Annotated in this window: 17 protein-coding genes; 15 read left to right on the forward strand and 2 right to left on the reverse strand. The window is 68.9% G+C overall.

Annotated features, from left to right (window positions below):
• Window positions 1-101 precede the first annotated feature (101 nt).
• From ACQ3HB_RS15495 to ACQ3HB_RS15540, 10 genes are all read left to right on the forward strand, one after another.
• On the forward strand, window positions 102-2,123 hold the full coding sequence (locus tag ACQ3HB_RS15495; protein WP_430921128.1) for a primary-amine oxidase: 2,022 nt from the start codon (window positions 102-104) through the stop codon (window positions 2,121-2,123).
• Window positions 2,124-2,364: 241 nt separating this feature from the next.
• Window positions 2,365-3,975: an ABC transporter substrate-binding protein gene (locus ACQ3HB_RS15500; protein WP_430921130.1), complete on the forward strand. Its 1,611-nt coding sequence runs from the start codon at window positions 2,365-2,367 to the stop codon at window positions 3,973-3,975.
• A gap of 43 nt (window positions 3,976-4,018) precedes the next feature.
• Window positions 4,019-4,984, forward strand: a complete 966-nt coding sequence (locus ACQ3HB_RS15505) for an ABC transporter permease (protein WP_430921131.1) — start codon at window positions 4,019-4,021, stop codon at window positions 4,982-4,984.
• On the forward strand, window positions 4,981-5,859 hold the full coding sequence (locus ACQ3HB_RS15510; protein WP_430921133.1) for an ABC transporter permease: 879 nt from the start codon (window positions 4,981-4,983) through the stop codon (window positions 5,857-5,859). Before ACQ3HB_RS15505 ends, ACQ3HB_RS15510 begins: the two co-directional genes overlap by 4 nt.
• On the forward strand, window positions 5,856-7,154 hold the full coding sequence (locus ACQ3HB_RS15515) for an ABC transporter ATP-binding protein (protein ID WP_430921135.1): 1,299 nt from the start codon (window positions 5,856-5,858) through the stop codon (window positions 7,152-7,154). Before ACQ3HB_RS15510 ends, ACQ3HB_RS15515 begins: the two co-directional genes overlap by 4 nt.
• Window positions 7,063-7,695 (forward strand): ATP-binding cassette domain-containing protein, encoded by a 633-nt coding sequence (locus ACQ3HB_RS15520; RefSeq protein ID WP_430921197.1) that lies wholly within the window; start codon window positions 7,063-7,065, stop codon window positions 7,693-7,695. Before ACQ3HB_RS15515 ends, ACQ3HB_RS15520 begins: the two co-directional genes overlap by 92 nt.
• A 73-nt stretch (window positions 7,696-7,768) precedes the next feature.
• Complete coding sequence (locus ACQ3HB_RS15525) at window positions 7,769-8,785, forward strand: P1 family peptidase (RefSeq protein ID WP_430921199.1); 1,017 nt, start codon at window positions 7,769-7,771, stop codon at window positions 8,783-8,785.
• A 2-nt stretch (window positions 8,786-8,787) separates the two neighbouring features.
• Window positions 8,788-9,459, forward strand: coding sequence for an FMN-binding negative transcriptional regulator (locus ACQ3HB_RS15530; RefSeq protein WP_430921137.1), 672 nt, complete (start codon window positions 8,788-8,790; stop codon window positions 9,457-9,459).
• Window positions 9,456-10,622 (forward strand): C45 family autoproteolytic acyltransferase/hydrolase, encoded by a 1,167-nt coding sequence (locus tag ACQ3HB_RS15535; protein WP_430921139.1) that lies wholly within the window; start codon window positions 9,456-9,458, stop codon window positions 10,620-10,622. The genes ACQ3HB_RS15530 and ACQ3HB_RS15535 overlap by 4 nt, the downstream gene beginning before the upstream one ends.
• 10 nt (window positions 10,623-10,632) lie before the next feature.
• A complete protein-coding gene (locus tag ACQ3HB_RS15540; RefSeq protein WP_430921140.1) occupies window positions 10,633-11,172 on the forward strand; it encodes a hypothetical protein in 540 nt (179 codons plus the stop codon).
• 20 nt (window positions 11,173-11,192) lie between these two features.
• Here ACQ3HB_RS15540 and ACQ3HB_RS15545 read toward each other — a convergent pair whose 3' ends face one another.
• On the reverse strand, window positions 11,193-12,161 hold the full coding sequence (locus tag ACQ3HB_RS15545; RefSeq protein WP_430921142.1) for an alpha/beta fold hydrolase: 969 nt from the start codon (window positions 12,159-12,161) through the stop codon (window positions 11,193-11,195).
• A 409-nt stretch (window positions 12,162-12,570) separates the two neighbouring features.
• Between ACQ3HB_RS15545 and ACQ3HB_RS15550 the strand changes: the two genes are divergently transcribed.
• From ACQ3HB_RS15550 to ACQ3HB_RS15560, 3 genes are read left to right on the forward strand one after another with little or no spacing between them, the layout of a single operon-like run.
• Window positions 12,571-13,569: an ABC transporter substrate-binding protein gene (locus ACQ3HB_RS15550; RefSeq protein ID WP_430921143.1), complete on the forward strand. Its 999-nt coding sequence runs from the start codon at window positions 12,571-12,573 to the stop codon at window positions 13,567-13,569.
• Between the two features lie 50 nt (window positions 13,570-13,619).
• On the forward strand, window positions 13,620-14,549 hold the full coding sequence (locus tag ACQ3HB_RS15555) for a helix-turn-helix domain-containing protein (protein ID WP_430921145.1): 930 nt from the start codon (window positions 13,620-13,622) through the stop codon (window positions 14,547-14,549).
• A complete protein-coding gene (locus ACQ3HB_RS15560) occupies window positions 14,549-15,391 on the forward strand; it encodes a siderophore-interacting protein (RefSeq protein ID WP_430921146.1) in 843 nt (280 codons plus the stop codon). The genes ACQ3HB_RS15555 and ACQ3HB_RS15560 overlap by 1 nt, the downstream gene beginning before the upstream one ends.
• 91 nt (window positions 15,392-15,482) lie before the next feature.
• Here the strand turns inward: ACQ3HB_RS15560 and ACQ3HB_RS15565 are convergent, their stop codons facing one another.
• Complete coding sequence (locus ACQ3HB_RS15565; protein ID WP_430921147.1) at window positions 15,483-15,968, reverse strand: SRPBCC family protein; 486 nt, start codon at window positions 15,966-15,968, stop codon at window positions 15,483-15,485.
• A gap of 340 nt (window positions 15,969-16,308) precedes the next feature.
• On the opposite strand from ACQ3HB_RS15565, the gene ACQ3HB_RS15570 reads away from it, so the two are divergent.
• Window positions 16,309-17,139 (forward strand): SDR family NAD(P)-dependent oxidoreductase, encoded by an 831-nt coding sequence (locus ACQ3HB_RS15570; RefSeq protein ID WP_430921148.1) that lies wholly within the window; start codon window positions 16,309-16,311, stop codon window positions 17,137-17,139.
• A gap of 163 nt (window positions 17,140-17,302) precedes the next feature.
• The gene (locus ACQ3HB_RS15575; RefSeq protein WP_430921149.1) at window positions 17,303-17,701 is read left to right on the forward strand and encodes a phage holin family protein; all 399 of its coding nucleotides are present in this window, start codon (window positions 17,303-17,305) and stop codon (window positions 17,699-17,701) included.
• The last annotated feature ends 37 nt before the right edge of the window (window positions 17,702-17,738 follow it).

The following is a 17,738-nucleotide window of genomic DNA, read 5'->3' on the forward strand; positions in this document are numbered from 1 at the left end:
TAGGTTTGCCGGAACGTTCCGGCAAGCACGACCGACGGAGCGATCGGATCCCTCGACCACCCAAGCGACCACCCGTACGACCACCCCGAAACGGAGACCACGTGAGCTGCCAGTGCGCCGCCCCGACCGACCAGGCGACCATCGCGATCCGCACCGAGGACAGCATCCTCGGTGCCCGTGCCGATCACCCCCTGTCCTCGCTCTCACGGACCGAGCTCGAGGTCGCCGCCGAGGTCCTGCGTGAAGCCGGGCTCCTCGTGGACTCCGCCCGCATCGCCTACATCGGCCTCGACGAGCCGCACAAGCTCGACGTCCTCGCCTGGTCGCCGGGCGACCCGCTTACCCGCCGGGCCCGCGTGCAGCTCATCGATCGCGACGCGCGAATCTCCACGGAACTCCTCGTCGACGTCGTCGGCCGCGAGATCGTCTCCAGCACCGAGCTCGACGCGGCCCTCATCGGCCAGGTGCCGCTCCTCAAGGAGGACCACGAGCTCATCCGGGAGCTCATCGCGGCCGACGAGCGGTGGCGGGACGCCCTCGCGCTCCGCGGCATCGACGATCCGTCGACGGTCGCGCTCGCCGCGCTCAGCTCCGGGACCTACCCGATCGAGGGCGAGTCCGGCGCCCGCATGGCCCGCATCCTCGGGCACCACCAGCCCACGCCGAACTCCCTGCCGTGGGCGCACCCCGTCGACGGCCTCGTCGCCTACGTCGACCTCGGCGGCCGTCGGGTGACGCAGGTCATCGACACGGGCGTCGTCCCGATCCCCGAGGAGAGCGGCGACTACCACGTGCCCGGAACCTTCGGGCCGGAGCGCACGACGCAACGGCCGATCGTGATCGAGCAGCCGGAAGGGCCGAGCTTCTCGTTCGACGGCGACGTGCTCACCTGGGAGAAATGGCAGCTGCGCCTCGGCTACGACATGCGCGAGGGGCTCCTGCTGCACCAGCTCGGCTTCGAGGACGACGGCCGTCTGCGTCCGATCATCCACCGCGCGTCCATCGCCGAGATGCTCGTGCCCTACGGCGACCCCGGACCCGTGCGGTTCTGGCAGAACTACTTCGACACGGGGGAGTACCTCCTCGGCCGTCTCGTGAACTCGCTCGAACTCGGCTGCGACTGCGTGGGAGACATCACGTACCTCGATGTCGCGCTCGGCGACTCCCTCGGCGAGACGCGCATCCTGAAGCACGCGATCTGCATCCACGAGGAGGACGCCGGAGTCCTCTGGAAGCACACCGAGCAGTTCACCGGCTCGTCCGACGTCCGCAGGCAGCGGAGGCTCGTCATCTCGTTCTTCGTCACGGTCGGCAACTACGACTACGGCTTCTACTGGTATCTGTACCTCGACGGCACGATCGAGTTCGAGGCGAAGGCGACGGGCATCGTGTTCACCGCCGCATACGACGAGCGGACGAGCCGATGGTCCTCCGAACTCGCGCCCGGCCTGGCCGCGCCGTACCATCAGCACCTCTTCTGCGCACGCCTGGACATGGCTGTGGACGGCGTCGTGAACGCCGTCGACGAGGTCGATGTGACGCCCGTGCCGATGGGGCCGGACAACCCGTACGGCAACGCGATCGGCTTCACCGCGACGAGGCTCGCGACGGAACCCGACGGTCGTCGACGAGCCGACAACCTCGTGGACCGCACGTGGCGGATCTCCAACACGGAGTCGACCAACCGACTCGGGCAGCCCGTCTCCTACGTGCTGCGACCGGAGGGTCGGCCGACGCTCATGGCGCACCCCGACTCCGTCATCGCCTCCCGAGCCCGCTTCGCCACCGAGCACCTGTGGGTGACCGCCTACGACCCGGAGGAGCGTTACCCGGCCGGGACGATCGTGAACCAGAGCCCCGGTGAGGGCGGTCTGCCGTCCTACCTGACCGAGGGGACGAGCATCGACGGCGAGGACATCGTGCTCTGGCACACCTTCGGCCTGACGCATTTCCCGCGCACGGAGGACTGGCCGATCATGCCCGTCGACACGACAGGGTTCGTTTTGAAGCCGGACAACTTCTTCGACCGCAACCCGACGCTCGACGTGCCGGCGAGTGCGTCCGGTTCCGCCTGCGCGTGCGCCCACGAAGCGCACACGGCGCACGAACATCACGGCGAGTGAACGCTTTCGTTACGTTCGTGTTTCGCCTCGCTCCGGACCTTGATCGGGTCCGGACCGAGGGGTACTGTTCCACCAATGCCGGAACGTTCCGGCACTCATAATCCGTTCTTCTGCACCTCCACGTTTCGCTACCCAGCACCCCCCCACCCCACCCCCATCACCACCGGCGCCACCGCACCACCCGACCTGACCGATGAAGACAGACCCGGGATCGTTCGCATCCCGAGAGGAGCCTCTCGACATGCACCACACACGAAACGCCGCACTCGCGGCGGCAGCCGTCGTCGCCATCGCCCTCACGGGCTGTACCGCCTCATCCACGAGCACGGGGGCGTCCCGCGACGAAGCGGCCCCCGGCTTCCTCGCCGTCGCCGACGACTCGTTCGGCACGGGCGGCGAGCTCGTGGTCCAGGTGGACTACGACACCGCCGAAGCAGGCGGCCTCGACCCGCAGGCCGCGACGACGGCCCGCACCTGGATGATCGAGTCGCTCTCCTACGAGACGCTCGTCACGATGGATGAACACCTCCAGCCGAAGCCCGGCCTCGCCACGAGCTGGGAGACGCCGAGCGACACGGAGTACGTCTTCCACCTCGACACGAAGGCGACCTTCTCCAACGGACGCGACATGACCGCCGACGACGTGGTCGGCTCACTGCAGCGCCTCATCAGCACGCCGACCGTGTGGACGGGCCAGCTCGGCACGATCGCCTCCGTCGAGGCGACCGGTGAGGACGAGGTCACCGTGAAACTCGCAGAGCCGCACACGCCCTTCCTTGCAGCCCTCGCCAACACGCCCGCGGCGATCCTCCCGATGACGGAGATCAACGACGGTTCGGTCGACATCACGACCCAGATGCTCGGCACCGGCCCCCTCGTCGTCACAGGCCACCGCCAGGACGAGAACTGGACGTTCGAACCGAACACGCACAACCCGAAGGCGGCCGAGCTCGGCTTCTCGAAGCTCCGCATGGACATCGTCGGTGACGAGACGACCCGCGTCGCTGCGCTCCGCGAGGGCAGCGCCGACTTCGCCGTTCTCAACTCGGTCGACTCGGCCGACGCGCTCAGCGGCGCGAAGGACGTCTCGGTGCTCAACCAGCAGAACACCGACTTCCACTACCTCATGATCAACTCGAAGTCCGGGAACGAGGCGCTCGCCGACCAGCAGGTCCGCTTCGCCATCAACACCGCCGTCGACCGGGACGCGATCAACCAGCTCGTCTTCGGCGGCAGTACGGAACTCACGGGAGTGACCCCCTCGCCGCTGCCGGACTCGTGCGACCCGACGAAGCTGCCCTCCGCCACAGCGACGACCGCCGAGGCGAAGGCCGTGATCGACGGCATCGGTGGTCTCTCCCTCGACCTCATCACCTACACGGACGAGCCCGTCCTCGCGGAGATCGCCCAGGTCATGCAGCAGAACCTCGCCGAGATCGGTGTCACGGTGAAGATCGAACAGCTCGATTACGCGAGCTACTCCGCCCGCGTCTACGCCGACCCGTCCTCCTTCGACCTCGCGCTCAGCTGGTTCGCCGGGTACGCGGACCCGTCGATGGTCAGCACGTGGTGGAATCCGGCCGTCGCGGGCTTCTCCTCGGTCTTCATGTCGGGATCCGATGAGCTGAACGGCTTCATCGCCGACGGCTACGCGGCGCCGGCCGGCAAGGATCGCGCCGCCGTCTTCACCGAGCTCTGCCGGGCCGCCGACGAGCAGAGCGAGATGGTGCCGCTCGTCCTGCGCCCGTCGATCATCGGCTACCGCACCGACACGCTGAGCCCCACGATCACGAGCGCGGAGGGCTACGGCAACTTCCTGCGCAACGTGTCCGCCTTCCGGGCCGCCGAATAGCCGTCGCGTCCGAGCCGAGCCGTCAGTCGTCGAGAGGAACACCATGAGAGTCGTCCTGTGGTCGGTGAGGAGGATCCTCGTCGCCGCGCTCACCGTGCTGGGGGTGTCGATCCTCATCTTCGGATCGGTCCGCCTGCTCCCGGGCGACTACGCGGACCTCGTGCTCGGGCCGCTCGCGTCGCCGGCGCAGCGGGCCGAGGCAGTGGCGAAGTTCGGCCTCGACGACAACGTCGTGGTCCAGTACCTCCGCTGGCTGGGTGATGCGGTGCGCGGCGACTTCGGGGTGTCCTTCGTCTCGAACGTCTCCGTGACCGACGAGTTCGCAGCGCGGATGCCGGTGACCGCGACGATCGCCCTCCTCGCGATCATCGTGACGCTCGTCGTCGGCATTCCGCTCGGCGCGTATTCGGCGCTGCGGTCGAAGGACCGCGCTGCGGGTACGGCAGGGCGGATCGTGAGCGCGCTCGGCATCAGCATCCCCGAGTTCGTGCTCGGCGGTGTCGTCGTGTTCGTGGTGTCGAGTGCCGCCGTCGGCCTCCGGATCGGCGGCTTCGCGAGCCTCGACGCGGATCCGGCGGCGTACTTCGGCTCCCTGCTCCTCCCGACGGTCGTGCTCTCGGTCGCGTGCGTCGCCGTGACCGCCAGGAACACGCGGGACGCGGTCATGAACGTGCTCGTGGAGCCCCACATCGCCGCGGCCGTCGCACGAGGCGAGTCGCCCTGGCAGATCGTTCGGTACCACGTGGCTCGGAACGCCGCCGCTCCCGTGCTGACGGTGGTCGCGACGATCGTCGCGACGCTCCTCGGCGGCACCGTCATCGTCGAATCGATCTTCAACATCCCCGGCATGGGCTCGTACCTCGTGACGGCGCTCGGTCGCCGCGACTACGCGATCATCCAGGCGAGCGTGCTCCTCGCGGCGGTCGTCTTCATCGTCACGAGCCTCCTCATCGACCTCCTGTCCAATCTGCTCGATCCGCGCCTCGCCGCGAAGGGAGCGTCCTCGTGACCACCGCTCGCATCCGGGTGCTCCGGCCCGCCAAACGCCCGGGCTTCCGCACCGCTCTCCGTGCGGACGCCGTGCTGACGGTCGCCGGGGCCGTGCTCCTCGTCCTCATCGTGCTCGCCGCGGCGTCCGTCCTCACCGGGTTCGCCGGCTCGACGAGCGCCACCGTCGGGCCCCGTTTCCAACCGCCGTCGGCCGCGTGGCCGCTCGGGACCGACAACCTCGGCCGTTCGCTCCTACCGCGGCTCCTGGAGGGCGTCTGGACGACCCTCCTGCTCTCGCTCATCGCCGTCGTCGTGTCCGGCACGATCTCCACGATCCTCGGCATGGTGTCCGGCTACTCGAGCGGGGCTGCGAACGAAGCGGTCATGCGCGTCGTCGACGTCCTCTACGCGTTCCCGGCGCTCGTCCTCGCGATCCTCGTCTCCGCGATCATCGGTCCAGGGCGCGTCGCCGCCATCGTGAGCATCGTCATCATCACGATCCCCCTCATGACCCGGATGGTGCGGATCGCGACGAAACAGATCGCTTCGCGCGACTTCGTCCTCTCCGCGCGCATCAGCGGGCTCCGCACCCCGCACGTGTTCGTCCGGCACCTGCTGCCGAACATCGCCGGGACGATCGCCGTGCAGGCGAGCTACGCGCTCTCCGTCGCGATCCTCGTCGAAGGCGGCCTCAGCTTCCTCGGCTTCGGCGTGCAGGTGCCGGAGGCATCGCTCGGCCTGCTCATCCAGCAGGGGATGCTCTACATGACGAAGGCCCCGTGGCTGCTGCTCGCCCCCGGCATCGTGCTCGTCGTCGCGATCCTGTCCGTCAACCTCATCGGGGACAGCCTCCGCGACGCCTTCGAACCCCGCGAGACGAGGAGCCTCTCATGACCATCGTTCAGCGCGCCGCTTCCGCGGACACGGGACGGACGGGAACCACGCCCGCCCTCGAGATCGACGACGTCGCGCTCGACTTCGTGGCCGGCGACCGACGGGTACGCGGCCTCGACGGCGCGACCCTCGTCATCGAGCCGGGGACGAGCGTCGCCGTCGTGGGCGAGTCCGGTTCGGGTAAGTCGACGCTCGCGTCCCTCATCGGGAGGCTCCAGCCGGACGCCGCAGTGCTCGAACGCGGAACGGTGCGCGTCGACGGGATCGACGTCGCCTCGCTCGACACCGCCGGGATCCGTGCGATCCGTCGCTCCGTCCTGGGCTTCGTGCCGCAGGACCCCATCGGGTCGCTCGACCCCACGATGCGCATCGGCCGTCAGCTCGCGCTCGTCCTGCGCCTCACCGGTCAGGAGGCCGGGCGACGGGCTCAGGCAGCGCTCCTCGGCCGGATGCAGATCGCAGATCCCGAGCGCGTCCTCCGCCTCTACCCGCACCAGGTGTCCGGTGGGATGGCGCAGCGCATCTCGATCGCCATCGCGATGTGCAGGAAGCCGCGCATCCTCATCGCGGACGAGCCCACGGCAGCCCTCGACAGCCAGGTCCGGGAGGGAGTGATCGGCCTCATGTTCGACGAGGCCGAGGCGAATGGCACGACGATCCTCTGGCTCAGCCACGATCTGCCGGCCGTGTCCCGCTGGTGCGACGAGATCGCCGTGATGTACGCGGGCCGGGTCGTCGAGCACGGACCCGCGCGCGACGTGCTCGCACACCCCGTGCACCCGTACTCGTCGGCGCTCGCGAGCACCGACCCCAGTCGGGTGGCGATGGGGGAGCGACTGCTCACGATCGCGGGCACGCCGCCTGTGCTCCACGAGGCCGCGCACGGCTGCGCCTTCGTGGACCGCTGCCCGGTGGCGCTCGACGAGTGCCGCACCACCCGGCCGACGCCCGTGCCGATCACGATCGACGGGGCTCCCCGAGAGAGCCTGTGCCTCCGTACCGAGGAACTCGTCGCCGCCGAACGCGCGGGGGGGCGCCGATCGTGCACCTCGAAAGGATCCGGTCATGACCCCGCAGACACCCACCATCGAACTCGACGGCGTCCGTGTCGCGTTCTCCACCGGGTGGGGATCCGGGCGAGGATCCGTCGTCGCGATGGACGACGTGTCCTTCGCGATCGCGCCGGGCGAGACGCTCGGGCTCGTGGGCGAGTCGGGTTCCGGCAAATCCACGACGGGGGCGGTCGCACTCGGACTGCAGCACGTCGACGCGGGAGCCGTGCGCTTCCACGGTGAACCGCTCGGGCGCAGCCTCCGGTCGCGGGCCGGGCGTGTGCAGGCGGTCCTCCAGCACCCGCAGTGGGCGCTCGATCCGCGGATGCGAGTGCTCGACTCCGTCATCGAACCGCTCCTCGTCACTGAAGGGCGCCGGAACGCAGGCAACGAACAGCGGGCCCTCGCGATGCTCGCCGACGTGGGCCTCCCGGAGTCCTACGCCTCGCGCCGTCCGCACGAGCTGTCCGGCGGCCAACGCCAGCGGGTGAGCGTCGCACGCGCGCTCGTGACGCATCCCTCGTTCATCCTCTTCGACGAGGCCGTGAGCGCCCTCGACGTCTCCGTGCAGGCGCAGATCCTCAACCTCATCAGGGACCTGCAGAGCGAATACGGCTTCGCAGCGCTCTTCATCTCGCACGATCTCGCGGCCGTCCGCTACGTCTCGCATCGCGTCGCCGTCATGCAGACGGGTCGCATCGTCGAACTCGCCCCGACCGCCGCGTTCTACCAGCAGCCCTCGCATCCGTACTCGCAGCAGCTGTTCCGCGAACTCACGGGCTGAGCTCTCTCCGCCTCGTTCGATCCATGCATCCGCACCACAGAACACCGACCTCCTCAGGAGCAACACCGTGACCATGACAGACCACCGCCTGACCACCCCGAGCGCCTTCGGGGCGCGCGGTTCCAACCCCGACTTCCTCCTCGAACCGAGCTTCGCGCCCGGCCGCGCGACCCTCGAGTACGACTTCCCAGGCGTCCTCGTCGGCACCGCCGAATACGCGGCCGGGCCGACCGGCGCGACCGTCATCTCCGTGCCGAAGGGCGCACGGACCGCCGTCGACGCCAGAGGCGGGGCGACGGGTGTGAGCGGCGCGTACTCGTTCAACCACGCGATCTGCCTCGCGGGCGGTTCCGTCTACGGGCTGAGCGCCGCTGCCGGCGTGTCCGCGGCGCTGCTGCACCGCGTCGACAACCGGGCGAGCTTCGCCGAGCTCCAGCTCGTCTCCGGAGCCATCATCTACGACCTCTCCGTCCGTGAGAACTCGGTCTACCCGGATGCCGCGCTCGGAGCGGCCGCCCTCGAAGCGGCGAGCCCCGACACGATCCGCCTCGGCCGGGTGGGCGGCGGCGCCTCCGCATCGGCCGGCAAGGTCGAATACGCGCGCACCGAGTTCACCGGGCAAGGAGCGGCCTTCCGCCAGGTGGGCGACGTCAAGGTCCTCGTCGTCACGATCGTCAACCCCTACGGCGTCATCGTCGACCGCGACGGTCGGATCGTGCGCGGCAACTTCGACCGCGAGACCGGGACGAGACGCCACCCCACCGAGGACTACGCGCTCGCGCTCGCCGAGCACGACTTCCCCGCATCGACCGCCGGCAACACGACGATCACGGCCGTCGTCACGAACGTCGCCCTCACCGATCGGGAACTCGACCAGTTCGCGATCCAGGTGCACAGCTCGATGCACCGTGCGATCCAGCCCTTCCACACGGCGCTCGACGGCGACACGCTCTTCGCCCTCACGACCGACGAACTCGAACTCCCCGTCGATCAGTCGTCCCGTCACGGCGGGCTCTCGGTCAACGCGACGGCGATCGGCGCCATCGCGAGCGAAGCGGCCTGGGACGCCGTGCTGAGCGCGGCGGAGTAGCCGTGCACGAGTTCCCGAAGTACCTCGCGCCGTCGGACGCCGAGGTCGTATCGCTCGTCGCGGAGCATCCCTTCGCGCTCGTCATCTCGACGGGGGAGGACGGCGTGCCGATCGCGACACACACGCCCGTCATCCTCGATCCCGCGTCTCCCCGTCCGGAGGGCGGGTTCGTCGGGCAGACGCTGTACGGCCACATCGCACGGGCGAACCCGCAATGGCGGAGCTTCAGCCCGGACCGCAACGTCCTGCTGGTCTTCTCCGGACCGCACGACTACGTCTCGCCCACCGCCTACGGCTACGAGCCCGCCGTCCCGACCTGGGACTACACGGCCGTCCACCTCACCGCCCGGCTCGAACTCCTGGAATCGCGTGAGGACTGCCTGCGCATCGTCAGCGACACGGTCACCGCGCTCGAAGGCCTCGAGGACGTCCAATGGGACATGCACGCCTCCATCCCCACCTTCGAGCGGATCGTCGAACACGTCGTCGGTTTCCGCCTGCACGTCGTCGAGCAGCGGGCCGTCTTCAAGCTCAGTCAGGACATGCCGACCGATGTGCGCGAGCGGGTCGCGGACGCGTCACGGGCCCGCGGCTGCCCGTACGGCGACGTCGCGAGCCTCATCGAGGGCGGTGGCGTCGTGCGGACGACGACCACGGAACGGAGCGCGCGATGAGGATCCACACCTGGCGGAGCAGTGAACGCGATCCCGCGCGCCGAGGCGAAGCGTTCGGAACGTTCGCCGCGCCGCACCTCCACGCGGCACTCGCCGAGTACCTCGCGATGTTCACGGCCTTCGGCATCTCCGAACCCCGGTACCGGGCGGTGGCGGAGCGATCGCTCGACGCCGCTGCCGCCTGGACGCCGGCGCTCGCCGTCGAACTCGAGGCCACCGCACGTGCGGCCTCCCTCGCGCCCTGGCAGCTCATGGCCCTCAACGCGCGCACCGAGATCATGGCGATGCTGCAGCCGGTCGGTCCCGGGGAGTGCTCGACCGCCGTGCACGTGCCGTCGGACGGCAGCCGTCCCCGCACGATGCAGACCTGGGACTGGCACGACACACTCTCCAACGACACGGTCCTGCGTGCCTTCCCGGGGGAGGACGGGACGCGCGTCGCGACGTTCACGGAGTTCGGCCAGCTCGCGAAGATCGGAGTGAACACGCGCGGGCTCGGCCTGCACTTCAACATCCTGCACCACGGCAGCGATGGTGGAGGCGCTGTTCCGGATGGCGCCGACCCTGCAACTGACACCCGCACCGACCCCGGTCTGCCCGTGCACCTCGTCGCGCGCGCGATCCTCGACCGCGCCTCGACCGTCGACGAAGCGGTGGCGATCGCCCGGGAACTCCCCGTCGCGGCATCCACCGTGATGACGGTCGTCACGCGCGGGACCGCCGACAGCATGCCTGTCGCGGCCTCGATCGAGATCAGTCCGGCCGGGCTCGCCGTGCTCCGCGCCGTTCCTGGGCGGACCCTCGTACACACGAACCACTTCCTCGACGAGGCGCTCGCCGCGGGGGAGACGTCCGCCTACCGCAGCTCGACGAAGGAACGGTATGACTTCCTCATCGCCAATGGCGAGCTCGCGGCGGAGCCCGATGACGTCGACCGGGTCGCGTCGTTCGGCACGGCCGTCCGGGCCGGATCTCCGGGTGCCGACGGGGAGACGGTCGGCGCGTCACCGGTCTGCCTCAGCCCGCGCGCCGAGGATCCCGAGCACCTCCGTTGGGAGACCAAGCTCAGCGTCACGATCGACGTCGACGCCGCTTCGCTCGGCTATCAGGCGGCGAGCCCGGCCGAGGTGAGCCGCGACGGCTGGCGCACCTTCGACGCGTGAGTAGGCAGCCGTGCTCGAGCCGCTCGGAGCGGTGATCATGGCGGTGGCCGCTGCCGCGACGGTCTCGGGAACTGCCTGGGGAGCCGCCCACGCGTCCGGACGGACGGCGGGCGCGCTCCTCAGCGGCGTGGTGATGTCCGCGTGCATGATCGACCACGCCGCATCGCTCGGACTGCTCCCGGCCCACATGTGGTTCGTGCTCCTCGTCGCGACGGCGATCATGGCATCGGTCGGTCGGCTGGACGCGTCCATGCGGCTGCATCGGGCCGCCTCCTCGCTCGTGATGGCGGCCGTGCTCATGGGCGTGTTCGGCTCCTCGGCGCATGCGACGGCGGCACCGGGCGCTCTCCATCACACGTCAGGCGGCCAGGCTCCGCTCGCCATCGGCCTCCTCGTCGCATACCTCGTGCTCACGGTCGTGGTGCTCCGTCGTCCGCGCGCGGCGCCGCCCACTCGTTCGTCAGCACGGTGGCGCGCAGCCCTCGAACCGTGCTGCATGGCCGCCGGCACCGCTGCGATGATCGGTGCGGCTGCGCTCCACCCTGCCTGACGGTGCTCGTGCCGAGCGAGCTACTGAGCCGCCTGCGCCTGTGCGTCCGCCTGCTGCGGCAGCTCCGCCATGAACGTCGCGAACGTGTCCGCGATCGCCTTGGACTGCGTGTGGTGGAGGTAGTGGTCGCCCTCCAGGTGCACGAGCTCGCCGTGGTCGACGCTTGCGACCTGTTCCTCGTGGAGCTTCGTCCAGCCCTTGACCGTGTCGGGGTCGACGATGAATTCGAGGATGGGCAGGTCCTTCGGGAACGACAGCGACTGGGAGTTCTTGAAGTTGGAGCCGATGTGCGCCATCTCGTCGCCGTAGGTGGAGGTCATCGAGTTCTTGTTGGCGAACATCTTCATCTGCTCTTTGGTCGCTTCGTCGAAGCCACTGTCGGCGTACGCGTCGCCGCCCATGTCCGCGAGCAGTCGCAGGAGGCCGAGGGACTTCGCGGTCTGCATCGCGCCGATCGGGAACTCCGTGTCCATGTTCGGCTGGGTCGGCACGCTGCTGTCGATGCCGACGAAGGCCGTGACCTCGTCGCGGTACTGGTTGACGTAGTCGAGGCCGTAGATCCCGGCGATCGAGTGGCCCATGAGCACGTAGCGGTCGATCTGCAGGTACTGGAGCGCCTCGTGGATCTCACGGACGATGTTCGCCGTGGTGCGCTCGGTGTCGGTCGGATCGCTCAGACCGTAGCCGAAGGGTTCGACGACGACCACGCGGTTCGTCGGTTCGAGCTCCTTGACGAGCAGCGAGAAGTCGAGGGTCGGCGACGAGGTGCCGAAGCCGGGGATGAGGACGACGGTCTGGTCGCCATCGCCGGAGATGGCGACGTTCATCTGCTTGCCGTCGACGGGAACGCGTTCGCCGTAGGGCTTGATGGCCGACGCTTCCGAGTTGCTGGCCACGACGTTCACGATGGACGTGGTCGCCAGAACGAGGGCGATGACGGCGACGATGCTGCCGATGGTGATGAGCGTTACCTTCAGAAATTTCTTCATGTTCATTCCGTTGTGTCGGCTCGCCGAGGACCGCGTTCCACAGGCGCGACGAGCTGCTGAGTGATGCCGTGGCGGCGATCTCTCCGGGCGTGGACGCACGCGTCGCCGGCCGAAGACACGACCGTCGTGGCGTTCCGAATCCCGGTGTGCAGTCAGTGAAGGCGCATCGTGCCCACCTGGGATTCCTTCCACCTTAGCCAACACCCGCTGGTCAAAGCCTGGATCGTGCGGGTTCACAGGCCCGGCCGGGCGCCGTTCGGGCGTGTCGACCAGAGTGTGTCCGGCAGGGCGTGTCCAGTTACCGCACCATCGTGTCGAACCGGACGAGAGTGGATCCCCTACGCTTGATGAGGATAGGCAACCCTAACCCGAGCGGATCGCTCGTTTCACGCCCTCAGAAAGTTCCTCCATGGTGTTTCCCCGACCGCATCTCCGTTCGATCACGCTCGCGATCGTCGCCACTGCCGCCGCCCTCGGCCTCGGCCTGAGCGGCTGCTCCTCGTCCGGCTCCGCCGCATCGGGAACAGTCTCCGGAGAGACCCGCGCGGTTGAGACGCACTACGGCGACATCGACGTTCCGGTCGCTCCGAAGCGCGTCGTCGCCGTGTCCTACGACACGCCGTGGCAGCTCCGCTCAATCGGGGTGAAGCCCGTCGGCGTGCAGGACTACAGTGCCTACGTCGGGCAGTTCACGCCCGATGCCACGGCCTACGTGAAGGGCATCCCGACCATCGGAGCGTTCTTCTCCCTCGACCTCGAATCGGTCGCTGCGGCCAAGCCGGACCTCATCGTCGGCGACGCCCTCGAGATCGACGACGAGCTTTACAAGAAGCTCTCCGCCATCGCACCGACTACGATCTTCTCCGCCGACTACGGAGGCGATTGGCGCACGATCGGCACAGGCGTCGCCGATGCGGTGAACAAGTCCGCTGCATTCGACACGCTCGCCGGTCAGTACGACGAGCGCGCGAAGGAGATCACCACCACCTACAGCAGCGTTCTCACCGGCAAACGGTGGGCGGGCGTCTCCGAAGGCGAGACCGCGGACGGCTTCTCGATCCTCTACCCGACGGGCGTCCTCGGGGCGCTCTGGTTCAAGGACCTCGGTGCGACACTCGCTCCGGGTGTACCCGAATCGAACGCGAACGGCTTCGAATTCATCTCCGGAGAACTCACCACGACCGTCCTCGGCGAAGCCGACGTCATCGTGGCGCCCGCGGACGCCGACGGATCACTGAACGCCACGATCACGGCCGTCAAGGATGCTCCGCTCTTCTCGCAGCTGCCCGCCGTCACCGCGGACAACATGTACTGGGTCTACAGCACCGTCACCGACTACGCCAGTGCCCTCGAGTGGCTCGACCGCGTGGAAGCCGATGTCCTCAAGCCACTGAGCGCGAAGGGCTGAGCCGTCCGAGCCGTCCAAATCGTCCGAATCGTCCCCGAGGAATCCTCAACATGACCATCGCACCAGAATCGCGCGCGCTGCGCAACGTGCTCAACACGTCGCGGCTCAGCGCGCCCGCTCGGCCCGTGCCACCCGCGCAGCCCGTGCGCGGCATCGTGCACCCCGCCGTCGACGACGTCCCGTGGCTCCTCGAAGCTCCGTGGATCCTGTCGACGGGCACGTACAAGAGCCTCATTCCGGAGGAGTGGTCCGAGCACGCGCATCGGGAGCACTGCCTCATCTGGTCGGAGAGCGGCACGGTCACGGTCGAAGCCGACGAACAGTTCTGGATGGTCGCGCCCGGCCTCGGCATCTGGGTGCCGGCCGGAACGGTGCACCGCGTCACGGCGGACAGCGGTTCGCTCCTCTCCATCACCTATTTCCACCCGGAGCGGATGGCGGTCGCGTGGGTGGGCGTGACGGGCATCAGCCTGACGGGCGTCGTACGCGAGCTCATGCTGCACAACAAGACCGTGGAGATGCCCGAGGAGCGGCGATTGCGGTTGCAAGCGCTCACCGTCGACCTCCTGATGCCCGTCGAGACGGCATCGCTCACCATCCGCCTGCCCACGGATCCGGCCCTGCGGGAGGTCGCCGACGCGATCATCGCGAACCCGTCCGACGACCGCACGTCCACGGAATGGGCGGAATCGCTGCGGATCAGCACCCGGACGCTCTCGCGCGGTTTCCTGCGCGAGACCGGCTCGACCCTCACCCAGTGGCGGATCCTCGTGCGGATACGCGCCGCACTCATCGACATCGCCGCGGGGATGCCCGTCGCCGCGGTCGCACGCAACCTCGGCTACTCGAATCGGAGCGCTTTCATCGACCTCTTCACACGGACGACCGGGCACGCCCCGGCCGCCTACTTCCAATCGTTCAAGCGGGGCGCGCACGTCGGCCTCGGCCATGTCGTCCACAACACGGGGAGCATCGAGTAATGGCGTTCTGCGAACCGGCACGCGTCGTGAGCGCGCGACGACTGACCCCGAACATGGTCCGCGTCCAGCTGGAGGCCGTCGGCGACTGGCGGTGGTTCGACGACGGCAGAGGTGACGAGCGCATCGACCTCGCGTTCCCGTTCCCTGGTGAGAGCGTCGCTCGCATCGAGTACTTCAACCGTCCGGAGTACGGGCGTGCCGACGATCATGATGAGCATGAGCACAACGACCACTCGCACGATCACGGCGACGACCACGAACCGGATCCGGAGGATTCCCCGCCGTGGCGCCACTACACGGTCCGTTCGGTCGCGGATGCGGGGCGGTCGTTCACGATCGACTTCGTCGTCCATGAGGGCGGCCTCGCTGCGGAGTGGGCGATGCGTGCCGAGCCGGGTCATGTGCTCGGTGTGTTCGTGAGCGGCGATTCGAGCTCCTACTACGACGCTCCCTCGGATGCCGAGTGGCAGCTGCTCGTGGCCGACGCCACAGGACTGCCGGGGCTCGGCCGGATCATCGAGGAATTGCCCTCCGGGGCACGGGTCCACGCGATCGTCGAGGTGTCGACGGCTGCCGACGAGCAGACGTTCGAGACGGTCGGCGACGTGCAGATCACCTGGTTGCACGGCTCCGGTCTCGGGCTCGCGCCGAGTGCGCTGCTCAGTGCCGTCGAGGCGCTCGAGCTGCCGGAGACGCCCGGGTACGCGTGGGTCGCGTGCGAGGCGGCCGTCAGCCGGTCGATCCGCAGACACCTCCGCACGGTCCGTGGCCTGCCGCGCAACCGGCACCACGCCATCGGCTACTGGACCGCCGGCCACACCGGCCATTTCGAGCAGTCCTGACCTCCAGGCATCCTGGCCTCCTCAGCTCGCGAGGGGGCGCACATTGTGGGTGTCGGGGCCTCCACACCCACAATGTGTGACACCTCGCGGGCTATGCGGGGTCGGGGGTGGCGAGGTGGTGGGCGAGATTCGCGAGGGACGATGCGATGCCGGTGGCATGGTCAGCGGGGGAGATGCCGGGCGGGACGTCGGTCGCCTCGATCGTGACGAGGGTGCCGTCGCCCTCCGGTTCGAGCCGCCAGGTCATCGTCATCGTTCCGGCGAAGCGCGGATCGTCGGACGCGAACACGACGCGTTGCACGATCCGCTCCTCCGGCACGATCTCGACGAACTCGGCCTCCGTGACGTCCGTCGACGCGGATGACTTGCCCGGGCTCGTCGCCGCATCCACGTAGGTCAGCACCATCCGGTAGCCGCCTCCCGGCCACGGGTCGAAGCGTTCCAGCGTCCCGAGCATCCCGTCCGGTGGCAGCCACGCCTCCAGCTGCTCCGGTTCGATCATCGCCGCGTACACGTCCGCGGCTGATGCTCCGATCAGCCGGCTCCCTCGATCGACTCGCTTCGTCGCCTCGCTCATGTGCTGCGCTCCTCCCTGTTGTCCTGACCGCCTGCTGTCATGCCTGCTCTCCTGCCGCCGCCTCGCACCTCGCCCACCCTCCCCACCATCCCTCCCCACCATCCCTCCCCACCATCCCTCCCCACCCACCCCCGGTCAAGGCCCCTCCACCCCTCCACCCTTCCGCCGAGGGGTCGCAAACTGCGGGTGCGAGACGCCAACACCCGCAAGTTGGGACCCCTCGGCAGAAATGGGTTGGGATGGGGGAGTCGGCGGACGGGCCGGGAGAAGGGCTAGCCACAGGGGAGGGGCACGGGCAGAGTGGACGAGGAGGCGACGGCGCTTCCGCGAGAGGAGTCGCATGAACGCATCCGAACACGCATCCGAACACGCAACCGGTCGCCTCGACGGCAAGGTCGTCATCGTGACGGGCGCGGGCGGGCACGGTGTCGGCGGGGGAGTCGCGGAGGCCGTGCAGGCCGCTGGCGCCCTCCTCGTCGTGAACGATGCGACGCCCGATGCGCTCGCCGCGGCATCGGCCCGATTCCCCGATGCAGTGCTCGCGCCGGGAGACATCACCCGCGCCGCTGACGTCGAGGCGATCGTCCACGCTGCGATCGATCGGCACGGCCGGGTGGACGGCCTCGTCAACAACGCCGGCATCGGTCTGCGCACACCCGCCCATCTCGCGACGGAGGAGGAGTTCGACCACCTCTACGCGATCGATGTGAAGGGCCTCTGGCTGATGACGCGCGCGTTCGTCACGCATCGGATCGCGGAGGGCGGCGGCGGCGCCATCGTGAACGTGTCCTCGGTGCACGCGACGCACACCCAGAACCGGTTCGGGTTGTACGCGGGGGCGAAGGGCGCGGTCGAGGGGCTCACGCGGGGTTTCGCCGCGGAGCTCGGCGTCCACGGCATCCGCTGCAACGGCGTCGCTCCCGGCGCCGTGTTCGATGAGCGCGTGGCCGATCGGTACGGCATCGCCTCGGACGATCCGGTCGCGTGGATCCACGATCACAGTGCCACCCAGCAGGTGCTCGAGCGGGCGGTGATCCCGCGGGACATCGGCGAGGTGGCAGCGTTCCTCCTGTCCGACGCGTCGTGGGCGGTCGCGGGTCAGACGGTCACGGTCGACGCCGGTCTCAGCATGCTGCTCTACGACCGTCGTTCGTCCGGGGACCGCCCCTGACCGGCACCGGCTGCCCGCGAGGGGGCACGAACGCACAGTCCGGAGGCGCCTGCACTGTGCGTGTGCGACCCCTCGCGGGCTGAGGCGGGGGATCAGTAGGATTGGGGCGGGCGAGCAGACGGCTCGCCGACAGGCAGCGCGTGCGATGGTGGGGGAACCAACCGTGATTCGATTTCTGATCAGAACCCTCATCAACCTCGGAACCGCCGCCATCGGTCTCTTGATCGCGGCGTGGGTCATCCCCGGCGTGTCGATCACGATCTCCGGGTTCATCATCGCCGTCGTGGTGTTCACGGTGGCTCAAGCGATCCTGTCGCCGTTCATCTTCAACATCGCCCGTCAGTACGCCGCGCCGATCCTCGGTGGCATCGGGCTCGTCTCCACACTCGTCGCCCTGTTCATCGCTTCGCTCTTCCCCGGCGGCATCACGCTCCACGACGTGCTCGCCTGGGTCCTCGCGCCCCTCGTCGTCTGGATCGTCACCGCGCTCGGCGGTTGGATCCTGGGGGCGATCTTCCTGAAGGACAGGATCAAGAACCGCAAGGCGAACCCCGCTCCGTAGATCTCCGCGCCGCCGCAGCCCACCGTTCACCTGGCGT

The organism is Plantibacter lichenum (assembly GCF_050587525.1).
Taxonomy (GTDB): domain Bacteria; phylum Actinomycetota; class Actinomycetes; order Actinomycetales; family Microbacteriaceae; genus Plantibacter.